Below are 20,612 nucleotides of genomic sequence, written 5' to 3'. Positions count from 1 at the left end.
AGATAATGCATGATGTAATTAATTAAATTATTTTATAAACATGCATTTATGTAAATTTTTAAAGACTTTGAGTTTTATGAAACTTATTGAGATAAATATTTTCTATACAAAAATATGCATGGTTTTTAAATTTTACATTTTTTAAATTTATGACACAGGGTGTTTTTTATTCTTTACAATGGCTCCACTTCATTTAAAGCAGCTTGTGGTGCACGCTTTATATTTTATTTTTTTATCCCCATCGAAAAGGTATTTAGATAATGGATTTCAATACCCTTGACCAAGAAACGGTACAGAAAAAACAAAAGTTTCATCAAATTTTGTATGTACAGGTCATCTTTGCAATTATTTTGGGCATTTTAATTGGTCATTTTTACCCAGAACTTGGCGAGAGCTTAAAACCGCTTGGTGATGCATTCATCAAAATCGTCAAAATGATTATTGCTCCCGTAATCTTTTTGACAGTGGTTACTGGTATTGCCAGCATGACAAACATGAGTCGAGTTGGGCGAGTGACAGGTAAGGCAATGCTATATTTCCTTACTTTCTCTAGCCTTGCGCTTGTGGTTGGTATGATTGTGGCTAATATCATTCAACCTGGTAAAGGCCTAAATATTGACCCGGCAACCTTAGTCAACGATAAAGTAAATAGTTACGTTGAAAAGGCTCATGCTACAAATATCACTGACTTTTTCATGAATATTATCCCGCAAACATTAGTGAGTCCGCTTGCTGGTGGTGAAATTTTGCAGGTTCTATTTGTAGCAGTCCTATTTGGTATTTCTTTAGCTGCCTTGGGTGACCGTGCACGTCCAATTACTGATTTTTTAAATAACCTCACGGCTCCGGTTTTCTATTTGGTTGGCATGTTAATGAAACTTGCACCAATTGGAGCTTTTGGTGCTATGGCATTTACTATCGGTGCGTATGGAATCGAATCAATCGGTAATTTATTACTATTGATTATGACTTTCTATATCACGGCAGTGCTGTTCGTATTAATCATTTTAGGGGCTGTAGCACGCTACAATGGCTTTTCAATTATTGATTTAATTCGTTACATCAAAGACGAACTCTGGTTAGTTTTAGGTACAAGCTCTTCTGAAGCTGCTTTACCATCTTTAATGGATAAAATGCAAAAAGCAGGTTGTGAAAAATCTGTAGTAGGTCTAGTCATTCCGACAGGTTACTCATTTAACCTTGATGGAACTAACATCTATATGACTATGGCGGCTTTATTTATTGCACAAGCATGTAATGTTGATTTATCAATTGGTGAGCAGGTTGCATTGCTTTTAGTGGCAATGGTGAGTTCTAAAGGTGCGGCAGGGGTAACGGGCGCAGGCTTTATTACACTCGCAGCTACTTTATCGGTAGTACCTGCTGTACCAGTGGCAGGTATGGCGCTTATTTTAGGTATTGACCGTTTTATGTCGGAGTGTCGTGCATTAACCAATTTAATTGGTAATGCATGTGCAACCATTGTGGTTGCCCGTTGGGACAAAGCTCTGGACAAGGACGTTCTAGATAAAGCTTTACGCAAATCGAAAACGAATTAATTTTTTAATTCGAAATAAAAACCTGTAGCAACTGGCAAATCGGGAGAGGTGCTGTGCTACAGGTTTTATTATTTAATGATCAAAAAAATATAATTTAAAAACTATCTACTCATTAATAGTTATTAAGGAAAGCCACTATAAAAATTTCGCAAATTTTCGTATAGAACTACTTTTTAAAAAGCAGAACTTTTGAGTTATCTACACTATAAAAATAGTATATAAACTAGCTTAGGTTTATGCTTTTAAGTGATCCTCAAATTCTTCACCTAACTGCATTGCTAAAGCATTACCTGCCAAATCACAGGTCACTAAGCCATATTCTTTTTTAAAACTGAAAGTAAAACCTTTTCCATCAGCAAGGTTTTTAACCGAATACCCTAATTTTTCTAACCAAATACGGAACGCAATTAAATTTTTCGCTTTAACAACCTTTTTCACGTGAGAACTCCTTCTATCCGTGTCTTACACTATTTATTAATAGGGATTTACTCGAATTTTTTAAAGGGGGAAAACTTTGTTTTATTTTGCATCTTGTAAAAAAAGTAAAATAGATAAAGCAATATCCTTCATTTTATAAATTTATTAAGTTTTTATGTAATTAATCTGGATATTTATAAATTTTAAGTTTTTGTTTTTTATATAGATTTTAAAATAATGATATTGGGTTAAAATTTAATCAATTTAAATTAATCTAAAATCAATAAATGTAAAAAATAATTTCATGCAACATGCTTTATTCAAAAAGATACAGTTCTTAAAATTAAACTGTATCTTGGTTGAAAGCTTATAATTTTAAAAATTGTCTTTTAAGCTACGTAAGTGAGCGAATTCATCTACACTTTCAGCACGTAAAAAGGGATTTGTTGCTAGTTCAAGTTCAATACTACTTGGCAAGGTAATTTTACCTTCTTGACGAAGCATGCGGACTTGTTCAGCACGTTCTTGCAGTGCATGGTTTTCAGGTTCTACACTTAAGGCAAATTCCGCATTAGAAAGTGTATATTCATGTGTGCAATACACTTTTGTTGCAGTGGGTAGTGCAGCAAGACGATTTAGTGAGTGGTACATCTGTTCTGCTGTACCTTCAAATAGTCGCCCGCATCCCATTGCAAATAAGGTATCTCCACAAAAGAGGGTATTAAGCTCTTCAATAAAATATACAATATGACCTAAGGTATGGCCTGGTGTTGCAATAATCTCTACTTTTAAATCATTAAATTTTAGATGATCATCGTGTTGTAAGGGATGAGTAATGCCAGGGATTTTACTTAGTTCATCTCTTGGGCCATATACCGCCATAGGCGTGTTAGCCGTTAAATCAGCAACACCGCCGATATGGTCTTTATGCCAATGGGTAAGCCAAATCTGTTTTAGAGTTAATTGATGTTCTTGGCAAAAGTGGGTGACTAACTCAGCCTCTGTTGGATCAACTGCAACAGCTTCATGAGTCTCAGTATCTTCTAAAATCCAGATATAGTTTTGTAGGGCATTTTGCACATCAATATAATGAATTCTATAACGCATTTTTTTATCCTGAAACTAAATCCAAAAGCAGTATCTACGGGCTAATTTTGATAATAACAGAAATTACCTTGAGTAACCTGTCTAATAAAATGCTCTATAAATTAGACTCTCTAAAATAAAAAAGCCCTCATGGAAGAGGGCTTTTTTAGGAGTTCAATTAGCGCATTTTTGCGAGCCAATTTCCTAGCATTTGAACGATTTGTACCAAAAGTAATAATACAATAACCGTTAAAATAACGACGCTTGTATCAAAACGTTGATAGCCATAAGAAATTGCCAAGTCACCAATACCACCAGCACCAACTGCACCAGCCATAGCGGTTGCACCAATAAGGCTAATCGTAGCAGTCGTCAAGTTCAAAATAAGCGAACTACGAGCTTCAGGTAAGATAAAGCGCGAAATAATCTGCCAAGGAGTTGCACCCATAGCTTGAGCAGATTCGATAATTCCTTCATTTACTTCAAGCAGGGAAGTCTCAATAAGACGTCCCATATATGGTCCAACGTAAATTGTTAAAGGAACGATCGCTGCCCATGTACCAATTGAAGTTCCTACCAATAATTTGGTCAGTGGAATAACTGCAATAAGTAAAATAATAAATGGCAGAGAACGTAAAGCATTTACAATTGGGTTGAGTAAATGATAAATGAATTTATTTGGCAAAATGCCTTCTGGGCGGGTTACAAGTAGAATAATCCCTTGGATAAAACCCCAAATACCACCAAATAAAAGCGCAAAGAACACCATATGGAAGGTTTCTTGTAACGCAGTTACAAACTGGTCAATTGAAAGAGAACTGTGCCAGAAAGGTTGAGTAAGTTCAGTTAACCACTGTACGATTAAATCTCTCATACTTGATCTCCTGATTGAACTACACTCACTTCATTTTTCTCTAAAAACTCAATCGCCTGACGAATCAACTGTGGATCACCTAAAAGCTGTACAAACATCTGACCAATGACGGTGCCGTTAATTTCAGTCATATTGGCAAATAAGATATTTAAACTAATATCAAATTGTTTAATAAGCGACTGAATCACAGGCTCTTGTGCTGAACGCCCTAAGAACTGTAAGCAATAAATGCTGTGATGATGCTGGTTTTCCAGTTGATTTAAAATATTTACAGGCAACTGCTGATGTAAAACAGTTTGTATAAAGTTTTTAGTTGTCGGATGTTGTGGATTACTAAAGATATCAATGGTTGAGCCTTGCTCAATCACTTTACCAGCTTCCATGACAGCAACATGGTCACATACAGTCTCAATCACATCCATTTCATGAGTTACCATGACGATTGTGATTTTTTGTTCTTGGTTAATTTTCTTTAATAATTCTAAAACCGACTTTGTCGTTTGTGGGTCGAGGGCAGAGGTGGCCTCATCACACAAAAGAATTTTAGGGTGGTTGGCTAAAGCACGAGCGATACCAACACGTTGTTTCTGACCGCCAGATAATTCATCTGGATAAGCATCTTTTTTATGCTTAAGATCAATGAACTCAAGTAACTCATTTAAACGCTTTTCACGTTCTGCTTTGCTGTAATTTAGCAGACGCATTGGCATTTCAATATTTTCAGCAACTGTTTTGGTTTGAAGCAAATTGAAGTGCTGGAAAATCATACCAATATTTGCACGTTCCTGACGTAATGAACGCGCATCCAAAGCAGTGAAGTCCTTTTGATTAATGATAACCTGACCTTCATTTGGTCGTTCAAGTAAGTTAATCAGGCGGATTAAAGTACTTTTACCTGCACCACTATAGCCAATAATGCCGAAAATACTGCCTTCAGGAATTTCCAAATTAATTTGGTCCAGTGCACGTATAGTTTGGCCTTTAAGCTGATAGTGCTTTGAAATGTTTTTAAATTGAATCATGTCGTCAAAAACTATGCTAAAAAGAAAAAACAGGCAAAGAGTCTTTGCCTGTTTCGCGTTGCAGCTATTATATTACTATTTAGCTTGCGTGAGGTAGCTGATTGGCTGATTCACGTCAACTTTTGTACCACCAAAGTGTTGTTCAACGTATTTTTTAACAGCTTCGGTGTGGTAAAGCTGACCAACTTTCTGAAGAACAGGGTCATCTTTACGTGATTCAGCAGTTGCAAGAATATTTACATTCAACTTTGTACTTTGGTCAACTGGCTCATAATAGATAGAATCTTTAAGCACATTTAAACCACCTTCGATTGCTAAAGTATTACCTAAAACAATTGCATCAACTTCGTCTTTTACACGAACAGCAGTTGCCATTTGAATTGGTTTAATGTCAATTTTCTTGCTGTTGTCAGTAATATCGCTTGGAGTGCCTTTCGCTGGATCAAAGTCAGCTTTAAGCTTGATTAGACCTGCGCTTTGTAACAATAACAATGCACGAGCTTCGTTCGCTGCATCATTAGGAATAGCAATGCTTGCACCTTGAGGGAACTCATCAACTTTTTTGTATTTACTCGAGTAAATACCCATTGGTTCAAGATAAGTTGTAGCAACAGGAGCAATCTTATCTTTATTTGAAGCATTAAATGCAACAAGGTAGGCATAAGATTGGAATGCATTTAGGTCAACTTCTTTGTTTGCAGTAGCTGTATTCATTGCAACATAATCAGTGAAGTTTTTCACCTCAAGTTTAAGACCGGCAGCTTTAGTTTCCGGTAAAGTTGCAATATAGCGCCAAATATCAGCGTCAGAACCAGTTGAAGCAATGACTACAGTTTGTAACTGAGCAGAGTCTTTGCCATTTTGTGGTTCATTTTGCTGTTTGCCGCAAGCTGCAAGTAATACTACAGACACGCTTAAAAAAAGACTGATCAGCTTTTTCATGTAAAAAAAGTCCTGATTATGAGAGATCTCAACCATTCGGGTTGGCTCTCAGCTGGGAAAATTGGTGATGTTGAAAGTTCCAACGGTTTAACCAATCATAACAATAAAAACATATTCAATATAGTGGACATGTTTCGATCTTATTAATCAGAATTGAATAAAAATTAAGATTAATATGAATATTTGTGATAAGTGAATAAGCAAAATAAAAAAGCCCTCATAAGAGAGCTTTTTTATTATTTAAATTTTTATTCAGCTTTTTCACGAGCAATAGCACGGTAACCGATGTCACTGCGGTATTGCATACCTGTGAAGGTTACTTGCCCACATACTTCTAAAGCATTGATTTGTGCTTCAAGAACGCTATCACCTAGAGCAGTCACGCAAAGTACACGTCCGCCAGAAGTAACGATATGGCCGTCTTCACGAGTAGCAGTACCTGCATGGAAGATTTTAGTATCTTCTGGTGATTGACCGATACCTGAGATAACGTCACCTTTACGCACGCTGTCTGGGTAACCTTCTGCTGCAAGTACAATACCGATTGACTTACGCTCATCCCATTCTGCTTCGCTTGGTAAGTTACCTGCGATACCTGCTTCAACCAAATCAACAAGAGATGACTTCAAACGCATCATGATCGGTTGAGTTTCCGGATCACCGAAACGGCAGTTAAACTCAATTACGCGTGGTTGACCTTGTTCATCAATCATTAAACCAGCATATAAGAAGCCAGTATAAACATGTCCATCAGCAGCCATACCATCAACAGTTGGGCGCATAATTTCATTCATTACACGCTCAAAAACGTCTGGAGTCACAACTGGAGCAGGAGAGTAGGCACCCATACCACCTGTGTTAGGACCTTGGTCACCTTCAAAAATACGTTTGTGATCTTGTGAAGTTGCCATTGGTAAAATGTTTTTACCGTCAATCATACAAATGAAAGAAGCTTCTTCACCAGCAAGGAACTGTTCAATTACAACACGTGAGCCTGCATCACCAAATTTGTTGCCTGCAAGCATGTCATCAATTGCTGCAAAAGCTTCTTCATTGGTCATTGCAACGATAACGCCTTTACCAGCCGCAAGACCGTCAGCTTTAATTACAATTGGTGCACCATTTTTTTCAACATAAGCTTTTGCTGCATCAACTTCCGTAAATACTTCATAAAAAGCAGTTGGGATGTTGTGGCGTTTTAAAAAGTGCTTAGCAAATGCTTTTGAGCCTTCAAGCTGTGCTGCATATTGAGTAGGTCCCCAAATTTTTACGCCTGCTTCACGCGCAGCATCAACAACACCATTTACTAATGGCGCTTCTGGGCCAACAACAATCAGTTCAACATTATTTTCTTTAGCAAAAGCAATAATTGCCGGGTTGTCTAAAATATCGAGCTGAACGTTAACGCATTTTGGTTCTGTTGCAGTTCCTGCGTTACCAGGCGCAACGAAAACTTGAGTAACTTTGGCATCTTGCGCGATTTTCCATGCTAAAGCATGCTCACGACCACCACTACCTAAAACTAAAATATTCATTTTTAATTTGTTCCTTAACTTTAATCCTTTTTCATCCCCCTCTATTTCTCAAGGTGGAGAGATAGTTCCATTATTGTGGAAAACCCTCCTGAATAAAAGGAGGGTTAGGGAGGACTAAATTTAAATTAGTGGCGGAAATGGCGCATACCAGTGAAGACCATTGCAATGCCTGCTTCATCAGCAGCTGCAATAACTTCTTCATCGCGCATAGAACCACCCGGTTGAATAATGCATTTAATGCCAGCTTTTGCTGCATTATCAATACCGTCACGGAACGGGAAGAATGCATCAGATGCCATAACTGCGCCTTCAACAACCAGACCAGCATGCTCAGCTTTAATTGCTGCGATACGTGCTGAGTTAACACGGCTCATTTGGCCTGCACCTACACCAATAGTTTGACGGTTTTTCGCATAAACAATAGCGTTTGATTTTACGTATTTCGCAACTTTCCATGCAAAAATAAGATCATCAATTTCTTGTTCGGTTGGTGCACGTTTAGTCACAACTTTAAGATCATCTTTAGTAATCATGCCCAAGTCTTGGTCTTGAACAAGTAAACCGCCGTTAACGCGTTTATAGTCAAGTTGTGGAGCACGTGCATCAATTGCAGGTAATTCACCACATACTAAAACACGAACATTTTTCTTCGCTCCAGTAACTTCAAGTACACCATCAGCAATACTTGGAGCAATAATTACTTCAACGAATTGACGATCTACAATTGCTTGAGCAGTAGCAACATCTAACTCACGGTTAAATGCAATAATACCGCCGAAAGCAGATTCTGGATCTGTTGCGTAAGCTAAATCATAAGCAGCTTTAATACCGTCTAAAGAAACGGCAACACCACAAGGGTTAGCATGTTTTACGATGACACAAGCTGGTTTTGCAAATGATTTTACGCACTCAAGGGCAGCATCAGTATCAGCAATGTTGTTATAAGACAATTCTTTGCCTTGTAATTGTTTTGCAGTAGAAACAGAAGCTTCTTTTGCATTTGCTTCAACATAGAAAGCAGCAGATTGGTGTGGATTTTCACCGTAACGTAAATCTTGTGCTTTGTTTAATTGGGTATTGAACGTACGAGGGAATAAATCTGCTTCACCTTCGGCCTTACCAACGCGAGCGCCTAAGTAAGAAGCAATCATGCCGTCATATTGAGCTGTATGTTCAAATGCTTTAACCGCTAAATCGAAGCGTGTTTCGTAAGAAAGTGAACCAGAAGCTTTTAATTCGCTAATAACTGTATCGTAATCTGAAGCATTTACCACAATACCGACAGATGCATGGTTCTTAGCAGCAGCACGTACCATTGTTGGACCACCGATGTCGATATTTTCGATAGCATCAGCAAGAGAACAGTTAGGTTTAGCTACTGTAGCCGCAAATGGGTAAAGGTTAACGACAACTAAATCGATTGGATCGATGTTGTGTTCTTGCATAACAGCTTCGTCTAGACCACGACGAGCCAAAATACCGCCATGAATTTTTGGATGTAGTGTTTTAACACGGCCATCCATCATTTCCGGGAAACCGGTATGTTCAGATACTTCAACAACAGCAATATTATTATCTTTAAGCAACTTGTATGTGCCGCCTGTAGATAATAATTCTACCCCTAAAGCTGCAAGGTTTTGAGCAAATTCGACAATTCCTGTTTTGTCTGATACAGAAATCAAAGCACGTTTAATAGTCATGATGTTCAAGTCAACAATTTCAAGTCTACGGATTAAAACCAATTAGAAGCACAAAAAAAATGCCCACGAAGCCGTGAGCATTTTATCATTTATTCACTCATTAAACCGTGAGCTTTTAACTTTTTACGTAAAGTGCCACGGTTGAGTCCAAGAATTTCTGCGGCACGTGTTTGGTTACCACGAGTATATTCTAGAACTACAGATAAAAGAGGTTTCTCCATTTCTGCTAGCACCATGTCATATACCTGAGATGGTTGCTCACCTTGCAATTGTGCAAAATAATGGCGAACTGCGCGATCCACGTGGATGCGAAGAGCAACATCAGATTGTGCAGTAAAAATAGGAGATTTGCTATTCATGCGAGTTAATCCGAAAATCAAATACTAGCTTGGGTAAAGTAGTATATAAATGTGGTCTAAAAATACGGAGTCCTGTTTTAGATCCTAAAACAGTGACTCTAAAACATAAGAACAATTAGCTTGCCATATTTCTTCGTATTGAGTAAAAAATAAGCGTAACAATAATTAAATATTTGTTACAGCCCCCTCAAAAACAAAAAAAGTTAGGCTATGCGCTTAATGTAGAAAAGCACACATGCTTAACAGTATATTTTTTGAATTGAGAGCGAGGAGTATATGAGTCAAAGCTTTCGTGGCGCGTATCATACCATTGTCTAGGAAAAAGTGAGCAAATTAACTGCATTTTTTTTTAATTTTTTTTCACTTTTTTTACAAATTAGGGGTGGACAATTTCTAATCGATAATTTACTAGGCTTTTTTTGCTTTTATTTAGTTCAACTTGGAATCTAAAAGGTGTATTGGTCGGAATGCGTTGAATACCACGTAAATTTTCGACCAAGTATTGTTGAGGGGTAAAAATGATTTCTTCTTGATCGGTTTCTTTGCCAAAGCTGAGTTTTAGGTTGGGCAACTCAATACTTTTATTATTCTGATTTATAAGAACACCTGAAAGTTGAGTATGCTCTGTACCAATTTTACGTAGCTTTACCTTTTCTATATAAAGAAGTTGATATTGTTCAGCTGACTTGTTGCAATGCAATATTTGACAAACATAATTAAATGCATGGCTAATCGCAGGGCTTTGTTGCATGAGTTTAGGGTTAAACCAAAGAATCTGAAAAGTAAAAACCAAAATCAGAATCAGATTTGCAGAACTCCAAAGCGTATAGTACAACCAGCTATGCTTTTTACCGTTATCTTGCTCAGGAGAGGAGGTTGCTTGCTCAGCCAAATTAAGATTAGGAAGAGCATTAATAGGTTCATTATGGAAGTAATTTAAATTATTCAAATAAGTCAAAAGATCAATATTAGAGTTTTCAACCTTTTGATCAAAGATATCTAACACATGAGAATGGGTCATATATCGTGTTTGCATAGAGCCATGAGCTAAAGCAGATGAGTTTACCGTTTCCGGCTGCTCAACATTTACTAAATTAGTCAGAGCATTAAAATTTAAATTACATTTAGGGCAACAAACCATACCCTGAGCAACAGTTAACTGAGTAAGAGAAACTTTATAAACTGTTAGACACTTAGGGCAGCGGGTTTGTTTTTCATTCATGAGTTAAAACATCTCAATTTGTTGTTTTACGTTTTCCTGAAATGCGGCACCAGTTTTCTTCGCGCTTTTCGACATCTAATATATCAAAAAATTCAGAATAAACACCTGAAACATCAGCAACTTGCTCTTCGATTACACCAGCAAGTGCGAAATCACCATCAGATTTAAGTAATTTTGCAAACTCTGGCGCAAGTGCCATTAAAGGACCCGCTAAAATATTTGCGACTAAAACATCTGCTTGTTGAGGTTTGAATTCTTGATCAAACTCTTCAGGAAGACCTACATATAAACGGTCTAATACACCATTGAGTTCTGCATTTTGTTTAGTTGCTAAAACTGCTTGTGGGTCGATGTCTGTCGCATAGACTTTCTTAGCGCCTAATAATAAAGCTGCAACACCTAAAATGCCTGAGCCACAGCCATAATCAATCACGATCTTATCTTTAACATCAGTTTTACCTAACCATTGTAAGCATAAGAAAGTACTTGCATGATTACCTGTACCAAAAGCAAGGCCTGGATCAAGCTTAATATTTGTAGCATCTGCTTCTGGTGGCTCTAACCATTCAGGAACAATCCAGAATTTTTCCCCAATCTGAATTGGTTCATAATAATCCATCCATGCGCGTTCCCAAACTTGATCTTCAAGTTCTTCATGACGCATTGGCACATCTGGAAGTTGTGCTTTTAAGAAAGCTTCTAAAGTATCAACATCAATTGGGTCTTGTTCGTCTTGTTGGTAAATACCAGTAACAATGACTTTGTTCCAGAGTGGTGTTTCACCTGGTAATGGTTCCAGTAAAGCCTGATCTTCGGCATCATCCAAAGTTACGCTTACCGCACCTAGAGACATTAAAAGTGTTTCTGTGAATTCAACTTGTTCTTGATCAACGGTAATGTGTATTTGTAACCACTTCACGAAAAGGACCTAAAATTTTATTTAAAGGCATATTGTAGCCGACTAGAGTAGTTTAAAAAAGAAAACGGCCCATCTTTAATGGACCGCTTTTAAAAAATGATGATGTGATATAGGAGAATATAAAACGATTTCTCTATATCTTAAGTCAAAACTGTATTAAGGAGCAGGGGCCTTGAATTGTAATTTGCCATTTTCGTTCGGCTGGCAAGTACCATTAAAGGTTACACCGTTGTGATTGTAAGAAACCCATTCACCTTGCTGTTTTTTTGCACACACTCGAATTTGTTTTTGAGTTTCGGCTTTGCTCGTGTCAGCAGCGTGTGTAAAAGTTACGCCTGAAAAACAAATTAGAGATGCTGTTAAGATTTTCAACATGGTCGTTTTCATTTTGTGTTCCTTCTAGTTGCGTTAATTTTAAAGTCATAGAAGTGCTGTACGTTTTTTATTCTAAAATGAAAAAGTTTTAAAAACATTCACTTTGTATTGAATTCATGAAACAAAATGTCAAAACATGTGGCTTACCGTAAATCATGTCACGACAATTTTGTAATTATGTACATCTATAAGCAGATAATTTTGCTATAATGTTCCGTCTTTTTTTTCTGGTGTTTTTGTACTCATGCACTATCCTAAAGTTTATGATGTTATCGTTATCGGTGGCGGTCACGCAGGTACGGAAGCGGCGCTTGCTGCTGCGCGTATGGGACGACAGACTTTGCTTTTGACCCATAACATTGAGACTTTGGGTCAGATGAGCTGTAACCCAGCAATTGGTGGCATTGGTAAGTCGCACTTAGTTCGTGAAATTGATGCGCTTGGCGGTGCAATGGCTTTAGCTGCCGATAAAGGCGGTATTCAATTCCGTATTTTAAACTCGCGTAAAGGTGCAGCAGTACGTGCAACGCGTGCTCAGGCTGACCGTGTTCGCTATAAAGCTGCGATTCGTGAGACCTTAGAAAACCAAGCAAATCTTGATATTTTCCAACAAGCGGCTGATGACCTGATTGTTGAAGGCGATACAGTTAAGGGTGTTGTGACCCAAATGGGTATCCGCTTTGATGCAAAAACTGTTGTGTTAACTACTGGTACATTCTTGGGCGGTGTTATTCACGTTGGTTTAGAGAAATCAAGCGGCGGTCGTGCTGGTGATCCTCCTTCTATTGCTCTTGCTCAGCGTCTTCGTGAATTGAAATTACCGGTAGGCCGTTTAAAAACAGGTACACCTCCACGTATTGATGCACGTTCAGTTGATTTTTCAGTTATGACACCACAACCAGGCGACTTCCCGTCTCCGGTAATGTCGTTCATGGGTGATGTGTCTATGCACCCAGAACAAGTGAATTGCTATATCACGCATACTAACGAAAAAACTCATGACATTATTCGTGGTGGCTTAGACCGTTCACCAATGTATACCGGTGTTATTGAAGGGGTAGGTCCACGTTACTGTCCTTCAATTGAAGATAAGATTCATCGTTTCTCTGATAAAGACTCGCATCAGGTATTCTTAGAGCCAGAAGGCCTTGATACACATGAGCTTTATCCAAATGGTATTTCGACTTCATTACCATTTGATGTTCAGTTTGAACTTGTGCGCTCGATTCGCGGTATGGAAAATGCCCATATCTTACGTCCGGGTTATGCAATCGAATATGACTATTTCAACCCGCAAGCTTTGAAATTTACCCTAGAAACTAAAGCAATTAACGGCTTGTATTTTGCAGGGCAAATTAATGGTACTACCGGTTATGAAGAAGCTGGTGCCCAAGGTTTACTTGCAGGCTTGAATGCTGCACGCCGTGCATGGGAACAAGAAGAATGGACACCTAAACGTGACCAAGCTTATATGGGTGTATTGGTTGACGACTTGATTACCCTAGGTACGAAAGAGCCATACCGTATGTTCACTTCACGTGCGGAATATCGTTTGATGTTACGTGAAGATAATGCCGATCAACGTTTAACAACTATTGGTCGTGAGCTTGGTTTGGTTGATGATGTTCGTTGGGCAGCTTATTGCGAAAAAATGGAAGCTGTTGAGCGCGAAACATCTCGTCTACAACATTTATGGGCGGCACCTAACAACCCAATGGGTAAAAAGTTTGTTGAAATGACAGGTGTTGATTTAAGTAAAGAATGTAGTGCGATTGACTTGCTTAAACGTCCTAATATTAATTTTGGCCAAATTGCGGAACTTACAGGTTCTGAAGTATCACAGCAAGTCGGTGAGCAAATTGAAATTGCTGTTAAATATGAAGGTTATATCAACCGTCAGCATGAAGATGTGGCTCAATTAAAACGTCTTGAAGAAACTAAAATTCCTGCTGATTTTGATTATGACGTCGTTTCAGGTTTATCTCGCGAAATTACTCAGAAGTTGAAAACAGTTCGCCCGGAAACATTAGCTCAAGCGAGCCGTATTCCTGGTGTTACCCCAGCTGCTGTTCAGCTTGTAATGATCACGATTCGTAAAAATAATATGACGAAAAAAACGGCTTAATTATTTAAGCGTGTAAAAAAGCCCGGTTAAGACTGGGCTTTTTTATTTTCTGATCAAAAAATATCTGGAATTTTCCTAAGCATCAAAAGAGATTTTGCATCCTTTTTTTCTTATTTCACAAGTTTTAAAGCGAAAGTTATATTAAATTCACGTTCAAACAAGAGGGCTTTAAACATGACAATGAAATCAATTCGCTACAATGGATATGAAATGGCATGCCAATGCTCATGTTCAACATAGCGCAAAAGAAAGAGCAGATCATTTTTGGTGGGGGAAAACATATTGATCTGAAAATAAATAAAAGTATAAATGCCAATATAAAATTAAGAAAATTACAATTCAAAATCTAAAGAGAACCATATGGTTCTCTTTTTTATATCTACTGATTATTTGCTATCAGGCTCAATTTCTCGCACAGCATTGTGTACTTGGGCTGGCTCAATATGAAGCAGTTTTTTACCAAAACTCCGTAACCACCATACGAGTTGGGACGTAAATGGAACGGTCGCCGTAACTTCGACAATATTTTCTTCAATTGGGGTAATGGTCTGATCTTTACTTAACTGACTTTCATAAAAAGTTTTAGCAGTTTGCTCGGTCATGGTTAAAGTAAGCTGAATAGATTCAGTGGGTTGGTTGTAATCTACTCTGAAACCTAAAGCCCCTGAGTCAATATAATGGTCAATATCGAAATTGACAGGGTGTAAAGCCCGACTTTCTAAAACTTTAGCAGATTTGAATCGGTGCAAGGCAAATGTTTGTACTTCAGTTTTATCATGGCGCGTACAAATTAAGTAAATCACAGCACCTTTTTGGACCAAAGCAAGAGGATTTAAAATATAAGTTTTATCTTCGCCTTGATTTACACGGGCCCGATAGACACACTCAATCTGTTTGTCTTGTAGTAGACCTTCATAAATTGCCTGCTGAGCGGCACGGTCCACTACAGGTGGAATAAGAGGTTGGCTTGCTGGCACAATACGGACACGATTAATCCACTGTCTTACATTATTTTGTGTAGATAGACTACGTTTTGCCAAATCGAACCAAGGCCCCATCTCATCAAGTAGACTGGGTGGAAGTAAATGTTTGAGATGTTCCTCAACCATCATAAAGGTTACAGCCTGAGAGCTTGTCATATGCGGTAAGCTTTGAATTGGTGCATCTGATTGCCAACGCCAGCCTTGAGGTACAGCTTTATTACTTTCAATTGGAAAACGCTGAGCAATTTGGTTTAAATCACGCTGAATTGTCCTTAAACTGATTTCAATACCTTCACGCTCAAGCATTTCTTGCAATTCTCGAGTTCCGATCCATTTACCGGTAGGAAGGCGAGATAGAATCTGCCATTGGCGATATAAACTATTTGAAGTTTCTTTTTCTGTTACAGACATAAGCGTAATACATCTATATCCAATTGCTTTGGTGTCAACACAATAAAAAAACTTTACAGATTTAGCAAGTTTGTCAGATTCGGTTTATAGCAGCTTTTACAATCAATGCTAAAATTTAGAAGAAAGTTATAACAATGATACTCAATAAGCATTATAGATATATAAGTGGCACTGAAATTGCTTATTTAAAAATGAAATATAGATAAATGATAAGACGAGGTTGCTATGTCAGAACAAGAGAAAGACCTACAAGCCGATATTGATTATTTTTTACAGGAACAGGCGACCAACGCATTACTTAACCAAACTTCGTTTATAGAAAATCTTTCCGTACAGACGAACCTATTTGAACAACTAAAATCACAGTTTTTTAATGAGATGTTAGATGATGCAACATCTAACGGTGTGGCCTCTAAAAAAATTGAACAATGGCTGAGCATTCGTACTTTGAATGAGTTGAAACAATTAAATGCGGAGGCTAAGCAACATTTTCTCTATCACGGCATTACATTTAACGTATACGGTGATAAGGAAGGAGTGGAGAGAACGATACCTTTTGATCTCATTCCAAGGGTTATTGAAAAAAAACAGTGGGAAAAAATCGCAGCTGGCTGCGCACAGCGAGTTAAAGCGCTCAATTATTTTTTAGATGACATCTATCATGGGCAACATATTTTAAAAGAGCAATTAATTCCGGAAAGTCAGATTATTTGTCATGAGGCTTTTCAGCCCCATATGCTTAAACACACACTCAAAGGCAAAATTTATTCTCAAATTAGCGGAATAGATATTATTCGTGACAGTGAAGGCGAGTTTTTTGTACTTGAAGATAATTTAAGAACACCATCTGGCGTATCTTATATGATTGAATGCAGGAATATTAGTCAGCAACTCATGCCTGAGCTCTGCGCTGCTAACAATCTGCAAGGTATTGAACACTATCCAAGCTTATTAAAAGAAATACTTCAAGAAAACTCTGAGATTGATCAGCCTTTTATTGTGGTCTTAACGCCAGGACGTTTTAACAGTGCTTATTATGAACACGCTTTTTTAGCACGTGAAATGGATGTGCCACTGGTCACCAATCGAGATTTATTTGTAGAAAATGATCAAGTATTTGTAAAAACGATTCGCGGCCGTCAAAAGGTTGATGTGATTTATCGCCGTTTAGATGATGATTTTTTAGACCCACTTGCATTTAGACCTGATAGTGCTTTAGGTGTGGCAGGTTTAATGTCTGCTTATTTACAGAAAAATGTAGTGATTGCCAATGCACCCGGCACTGGAGTAGCTGACGATAAATCGATTTATCCATATGTTGATCAGATGATCCAATATTATTTGGGTGAAACACCAATTTTGAAGAATGTACCTACTTACCAGTGCCGTGAGAAAGAACATCTGGACTATGTACTGGCTAATTTAGATCAATTGGTCATTAAAGAAGCTCAAGGATCGGGTGGATATGGCATGTTAATTGGTCCTAAAGCAAGCTCATGTGAAATTGATGAATTTAGACAAAAACTGATTGCTACACCGCATGAATATATTGCCCAGCCAACATTGGCTTTATCGGTTGCACCGACTTTAACTACAGCAGGGGTGGCTGAGCGCCACATCGACCTACGCCCGTTTGTACTCAGTTCTCCTTATCGGACCGAAATTGTGCCCGGAGGTTTAACACGAGTAGCTATGCAGGCAGGTTCTTTAGTCGTTAACTCCTCACAAGGAGGAGGTATTAAAGATACATGGGTCGTTGAAACGCTACATTCTTAATGGTTGGTTAAAGAGGAAATTTATGGTTTTACTCAATTCGAGTGCGCACCACATTTATTGGTTGGGTCGTTATTTAATGCGAATTCAATTTGCTGTATCACATTTGCCATTTACAGATGATGCTAAAGCAGCCCAATTTGCAGCAGCATTTGGGCTAGTCATTGATCAAGCAGAATTACTGAATTGCTATATGTTGGATACGAAACAAACATATTCGTTACTGAATCAGTTCGCTATTGCCAAAGATAATATTCAAGAGTTAAGAGGAATATTATCTTCAAATGCCTATGCAGAATTAAATCATGCGATTAAGGGAGTTCAAGCTCATCCTGACTCATTAAAGCAGGCTTTAGCGAAATGTAATCATATACTTGATGCTGAACATGAAGATATAGCGTTATTTCTGCATTTAGGACAAAAGATAGAATTATTTGATATACAACTACGTTTTCAGCAAGACCTTACACAGCTCTTGCAGGAGTTAGAACAATTACTTCAACAGCTGAATGACTTAGGGTGGAATAAATTAACTCAACCATGGCAATTATTAAAAGATCATCCAAATTGGGAAGCTTATTATAATTTTACCCAGCAGTTGGAATATATGTTCGAGGCATAATTATGAAATTGATGGTTAATCATCAAACGCATTATAACTATACTGAAACTGCTAAAAACAGTATTCAGTATATCAAGATGATGCCTCAAACATCGCTGCATCAACATGTTATTAATTGGGCAATCAGTGTACCTGGTGACAAGACGCTCAAAAGAGATATTTTTAATAATATTTGGATAACGGCTAGCCAGCGTTATGAGTATCAGCACCTTACTTTTATGGCACAAGGCATTGTAGAGCTTCTAAATACAGAAATAGGAGGAGTAGATGTATCTATACCAATAAATCTATTTCTCCAAAGTACAGAGGCCACTAAATATGATGCTGAAATGTTGGATTTTGCCCAGAGAATTGTAACTGTCAAAGACCGACAACATATTGCTTTGCTCAGTGAAAATATTCTGCAAAAGATGCCATATCAACCGGATAGTACATCTGTTCATACAACGGCTACGCAAGCCTTTCAGGCAGGTCAGGGGGTGTGTCAAGATCATGCACATGTTTTAATCGCTATGTGCCGTGCGTTACAATTACCAGCACGTTATGTCTCTGGTTATCTATTTGATCAAAATTCTCCACACCTTGCCAGTCACGCTTGGGCGGAGGTATTTTTAGATAATCAGTGGTATTGTTTTGATGTGAGCAATCAATTGTTTACACCAAAGCATCATATTTATCTTGCTGTTGGTCGGGACTATCTTGATGTTGCGCCCATTAGGGGAGTGCGAGAAAAAGGTGGTACTGAAAATATGATGTCTGTGGTTCAAGTGCTGGCTTGTTGAATGTAAAGAGAACGAAATGACCTATTGTTGTGCGCTGAGATTGGAACAGGGTTTGGTGTTTATAAGTGACACTCGAACTAATGCCGGGGTCGATCATATTTCTGTGTTCCGTAAACTGCATACTTTTGGAGTAACGGGAGAGCGGTTTATTGCCTTGCAAACAGCAGGCAATTTAGCAACTACACAAGCGGTTATCGGGCATTTGCAAAATGCACTTATTTTGCAACAAGAGCCTAATTTATATAGCATTAATACTATGTTTGAGGTGGCTGATCTAGTCGGTAAAACCTTGAAAAGCGTTTTAGAAGATATCAGTTCAGATACCCAAGAACAAATGAATTATGCCTGTAGTATTTTAGTGGGTGGGCAAATCAAAGGCGGAGATATGCAGCTTTATAATGTTTATCCGCAAGGCAATTTTATTTGTGCCACCACAGATACGCCTTACTTTCAAATTGGCGAAAGTAAATATGGCAAACCTATTTTAGATCGAGCTTTATATTATGCGATGCCATTAGATGATGCTCTTCGTTGTAGTTTAATTTCATTTGATTCTACATTGCGTTCTAATGTCTCTGTTGGTTTGCCGTTAGATGCATTGGTTTATAGTAAAGATAGTTTTGTGATCCCTATGGGTAAGCGAATTACTGAAGATGATCCATATTTTTCACAAATTAGTCGTCAATGGTCAGATACGTTACGCCGTGGTTTACAGGAAATGCCAAAACCTACAGATGATTATTGGCGCTAAAATTTATTCAAAAAAAATCCAAGCAGTGCTTGGATTTTTTATTTAGTGAACTTTAAGTACCCTGACGGACTGGGCGAGAACTTAGACGGCAAAGTAATTCATAGCCGATTGTGCCATTTGCTTCAGCCACATCATCAACTAAACGGTAATTTCCCCAAAGTTCAACTTGGGTGCCAAGTTTTACTTGAGTATTTGTCACATCAATCGCAATCATATCCATACTTACACGGCCCACAACTGGGCAAAGTTTACCATCAATAGCGACAAAATTTTGCTTAACATAAGCTCTTGGATAACCATCACCATAGCCAATAGAAACAATGGCGATATCCATAGCCTGTTGAGCACAAAAAGTAGAGCCATAACCTACGTGTTCACCAGCTTCAATATGGTTTAACGCTATTATTTCTGCAGTAAAAGTCATGACAGGTTTCAAATCAAGATCATGCACTGTTTTATCTGCAAAAGGTGAAGCGCCGTAGAGCATAATACCAGGACGTACATAGTCAAAATTTAGTTCTGGCCATTTAAAGATGGCAGCTGAATTACAGCATGATGCTAAAATTGGATCGCAAGTTTCTTTAATATGCAAAAATTGCTGTTTTTGTTGTTCATTTAAAGGGTGGTCTACATCTGCATTTGCAAAATGCATAGCAAGTACACATGTAAAACCTTCAGACTTTAATGTCTTAATCACTTCAATAATTTCTGGGTTTTTAAAACCTAAACGGTTCATACCGCTATTTAATTTAACCCATGCTTTTAAGCCTTGGGCAATATATGCTTGTTTGTGTTTAATTAACCATTCAAACTGTTGTTGATGGTGAATGACGCATTCAAATTTTTGTTCAATTGCGACGGGCATTTCATCTTCAGAAAATACCCCTTCAATTAAAGTAACTGGTTGCTCGAAACCAAGTTCACGGATTTCTAATCCTTCTTGTAGGCAGGCTACACCAAAGGCATCTGAGGCATTTAAGGCTGCTAAACAGTCTTTGACTCCATGTCCGTATGCATTGGCCTTTACCATACTTACGATTTTTGAATTTGCTGCGAGTTGTTTGACACGGTTTAAATTATATTGAAGCGCTTGGCGATCAATATAAACTGTTGCTTGACGCACCCTCATTTACTCCTTTGGGCTAGAGATAGAGT

19 protein-coding genes are annotated in these 20,612 nt (G+C 37.9%); 6 read left to right on the top strand and 13 right to left on the bottom strand.

Annotation, left to right across the window (positions count from 1 at the left end):
- The first annotated feature begins 260 nt into the window (after positions 1 to 260).
- The gene (locus MKL62_RS09600; RefSeq protein ID WP_000347180.1) at positions 261 to 1,559 is read left to right on the top strand and encodes a dicarboxylate/amino acid:cation symporter; all 1,299 of its coding nucleotides are present in this window, start codon (positions 261 to 263) and stop codon (positions 1,557 to 1,559) included.
- Between the two features lie 234 nt (positions 1,560 to 1,793).
- Here the strand turns inward: MKL62_RS09600 and MKL62_RS09595 are convergent, their stop codons facing one another.
- The 11 genes from MKL62_RS09595 to MKL62_RS09545 form a co-directional block, all read right to left on the bottom strand.
- On the bottom strand, positions 1,794 to 1,997 hold the full coding sequence (locus MKL62_RS09595; protein WP_000758190.1) for a hypothetical protein: 204 nt from the start codon (positions 1,995 to 1,997) through the stop codon (positions 1,794 to 1,796).
- Between the two features lie 354 nt (positions 1,998 to 2,351).
- Positions 2,352 to 3,083, bottom strand: a complete 732-nt coding sequence (gloB, locus tag MKL62_RS09590) for a hydroxyacylglutathione hydrolase (RefSeq protein WP_001270568.1) — start codon at positions 3,081 to 3,083, stop codon at positions 2,352 to 2,354.
- A gap of 157 nt (positions 3,084 to 3,240) precedes the next feature.
- Positions 3,241 to 3,936 (bottom strand): methionine ABC transporter permease, encoded by a 696-nt coding sequence (locus tag MKL62_RS09585; RefSeq protein WP_001205190.1) that lies wholly within the window; start codon positions 3,934 to 3,936, stop codon positions 3,241 to 3,243.
- A complete protein-coding gene (locus tag MKL62_RS09580) occupies positions 3,933 to 4,958 on the bottom strand; it encodes a methionine ABC transporter ATP-binding protein (protein WP_000614025.1) in 1,026 nt (341 codons plus the stop codon). The genes MKL62_RS09585 and MKL62_RS09580 overlap by 4 nt, the downstream gene beginning before the upstream one ends.
- Before the next feature lie 75 nt (positions 4,959 to 5,033).
- Positions 5,034 to 5,900: a MetQ/NlpA family ABC transporter substrate-binding protein gene (locus MKL62_RS09575; protein ID WP_005128334.1), complete on the bottom strand. Its 867-nt coding sequence runs from the start codon at positions 5,898 to 5,900 to the stop codon at positions 5,034 to 5,036.
- 248 nt (positions 5,901 to 6,148) lie between these two features.
- The gene (purD, locus tag MKL62_RS09570; RefSeq protein WP_001024112.1) at positions 6,149 to 7,435 is read right to left on the bottom strand and encodes a phosphoribosylamine--glycine ligase; all 1,287 of its coding nucleotides are present in this window, start codon (positions 7,433 to 7,435) and stop codon (positions 6,149 to 6,151) included.
- 125 nt (positions 7,436 to 7,560) lie between these two features.
- On the bottom strand, positions 7,561 to 9,135 hold the full coding sequence (gene purH, locus MKL62_RS09565) for a bifunctional phosphoribosylaminoimidazolecarboxamide formyltransferase/IMP cyclohydrolase (RefSeq protein ID WP_000153210.1): 1,575 nt from the start codon (positions 9,133 to 9,135) through the stop codon (positions 7,561 to 7,563).
- Between the two features lie 89 nt (positions 9,136 to 9,224).
- Positions 9,225 to 9,494, bottom strand: a complete 270-nt coding sequence (gene fis / locus MKL62_RS09560; RefSeq protein WP_001086304.1) for a DNA-binding transcriptional regulator Fis — start codon at positions 9,492 to 9,494, stop codon at positions 9,225 to 9,227.
- Positions 9,495 to 9,870: 376 nt separating this feature from the next.
- Complete coding sequence (locus MKL62_RS09555; protein ID WP_005128337.1) at positions 9,871 to 10,716, bottom strand: zinc-ribbon and DUF3426 domain-containing protein; 846 nt, start codon at positions 10,714 to 10,716, stop codon at positions 9,871 to 9,873.
- A 13-nt stretch (positions 10,717 to 10,729) separates the two neighbouring features.
- Complete coding sequence (gene prmA / locus MKL62_RS09550; RefSeq protein ID WP_000871703.1) at positions 10,730 to 11,635, bottom strand: 50S ribosomal protein L11 methyltransferase; 906 nt, start codon at positions 11,633 to 11,635, stop codon at positions 10,730 to 10,732.
- A 156-nt stretch (positions 11,636 to 11,791) separates the two neighbouring features.
- On the bottom strand, positions 11,792 to 12,022 hold the full coding sequence (locus MKL62_RS09545) for a hypothetical protein (protein WP_000859008.1): 231 nt from the start codon (positions 12,020 to 12,022) through the stop codon (positions 11,792 to 11,794).
- 232 nt (positions 12,023 to 12,254) lie between these two features.
- Between MKL62_RS09545 and mnmG the strand changes: the two genes are divergently transcribed.
- Positions 12,255 to 14,135: a tRNA uridine-5-carboxymethylaminomethyl(34) synthesis enzyme MnmG gene (gene mnmG / locus MKL62_RS09540; RefSeq protein ID WP_005128338.1), complete on the top strand. Its 1,881-nt coding sequence runs from the start codon at positions 12,255 to 12,257 to the stop codon at positions 14,133 to 14,135.
- A gap of 386 nt (positions 14,136 to 14,521) precedes the next feature.
- Here the strand turns inward: mnmG and MKL62_RS09535 are convergent, their stop codons facing one another.
- On the bottom strand, positions 14,522 to 15,529 hold the full coding sequence (locus MKL62_RS09535) for a helix-turn-helix transcriptional regulator (RefSeq protein ID WP_000117146.1): 1,008 nt from the start codon (positions 15,527 to 15,529) through the stop codon (positions 14,522 to 14,524).
- Positions 15,530 to 15,754: 225 nt separating this feature from the next.
- Between MKL62_RS09535 and MKL62_RS09530 the strand changes: the two genes are divergently transcribed.
- Genes MKL62_RS09530 through MKL62_RS09515 form a run of 4 tightly spaced genes read left to right on the top strand, consistent with a single transcriptional unit; the run spans position 15,755 to position 19,457 of the window.
- Positions 15,755 to 17,305 (top strand): circularly permuted type 2 ATP-grasp protein, encoded by a 1,551-nt coding sequence (locus MKL62_RS09530; RefSeq protein WP_005128339.1) that lies wholly within the window; start codon positions 15,755 to 15,757, stop codon positions 17,303 to 17,305.
- A 22-nt stretch (positions 17,306 to 17,327) separates the two neighbouring features.
- Positions 17,328 to 17,924 (top strand): alpha-E domain-containing protein, encoded by a 597-nt coding sequence (locus MKL62_RS09525; protein WP_005128341.1) that lies wholly within the window; start codon positions 17,328 to 17,330, stop codon positions 17,922 to 17,924.
- 2 nt (positions 17,925 to 17,926) lie between these two features.
- Entirely contained in the window at positions 17,927 to 18,706 is a 780-nt protein-coding gene (locus tag MKL62_RS09520) for a transglutaminase family protein (RefSeq protein ID WP_000772586.1), read from the top strand.
- A gap of 16 nt (positions 18,707 to 18,722) precedes the next feature.
- Positions 18,723 to 19,457 (top strand): proteasome-type protease, encoded by a 735-nt coding sequence (locus MKL62_RS09515; RefSeq protein ID WP_000220477.1) that lies wholly within the window; start codon positions 18,723 to 18,725, stop codon positions 19,455 to 19,457.
- Positions 19,458 to 19,509: 52 nt separating this feature from the next.
- Here the strand turns inward: MKL62_RS09515 and alr are convergent, their stop codons facing one another.
- The gene (gene alr, locus MKL62_RS09510) at positions 19,510 to 20,580 is read right to left on the bottom strand and encodes an alanine racemase (protein WP_002070008.1); all 1,071 of its coding nucleotides are present in this window, start codon (positions 20,578 to 20,580) and stop codon (positions 19,510 to 19,512) included.
- Positions 20,581 to 20,612 lie beyond the last annotated feature (32 nt).

It is taken from the genome of Acinetobacter sp. AOR01_HL, assembly GCF_027855455.1.
Taxonomy (GTDB): Bacteria; Pseudomonadota; Gammaproteobacteria; order Pseudomonadales; family Moraxellaceae; genus Acinetobacter; species Acinetobacter baumannii.
This window is presented reverse-complemented; position numbering and strand designations above follow the sequence as displayed.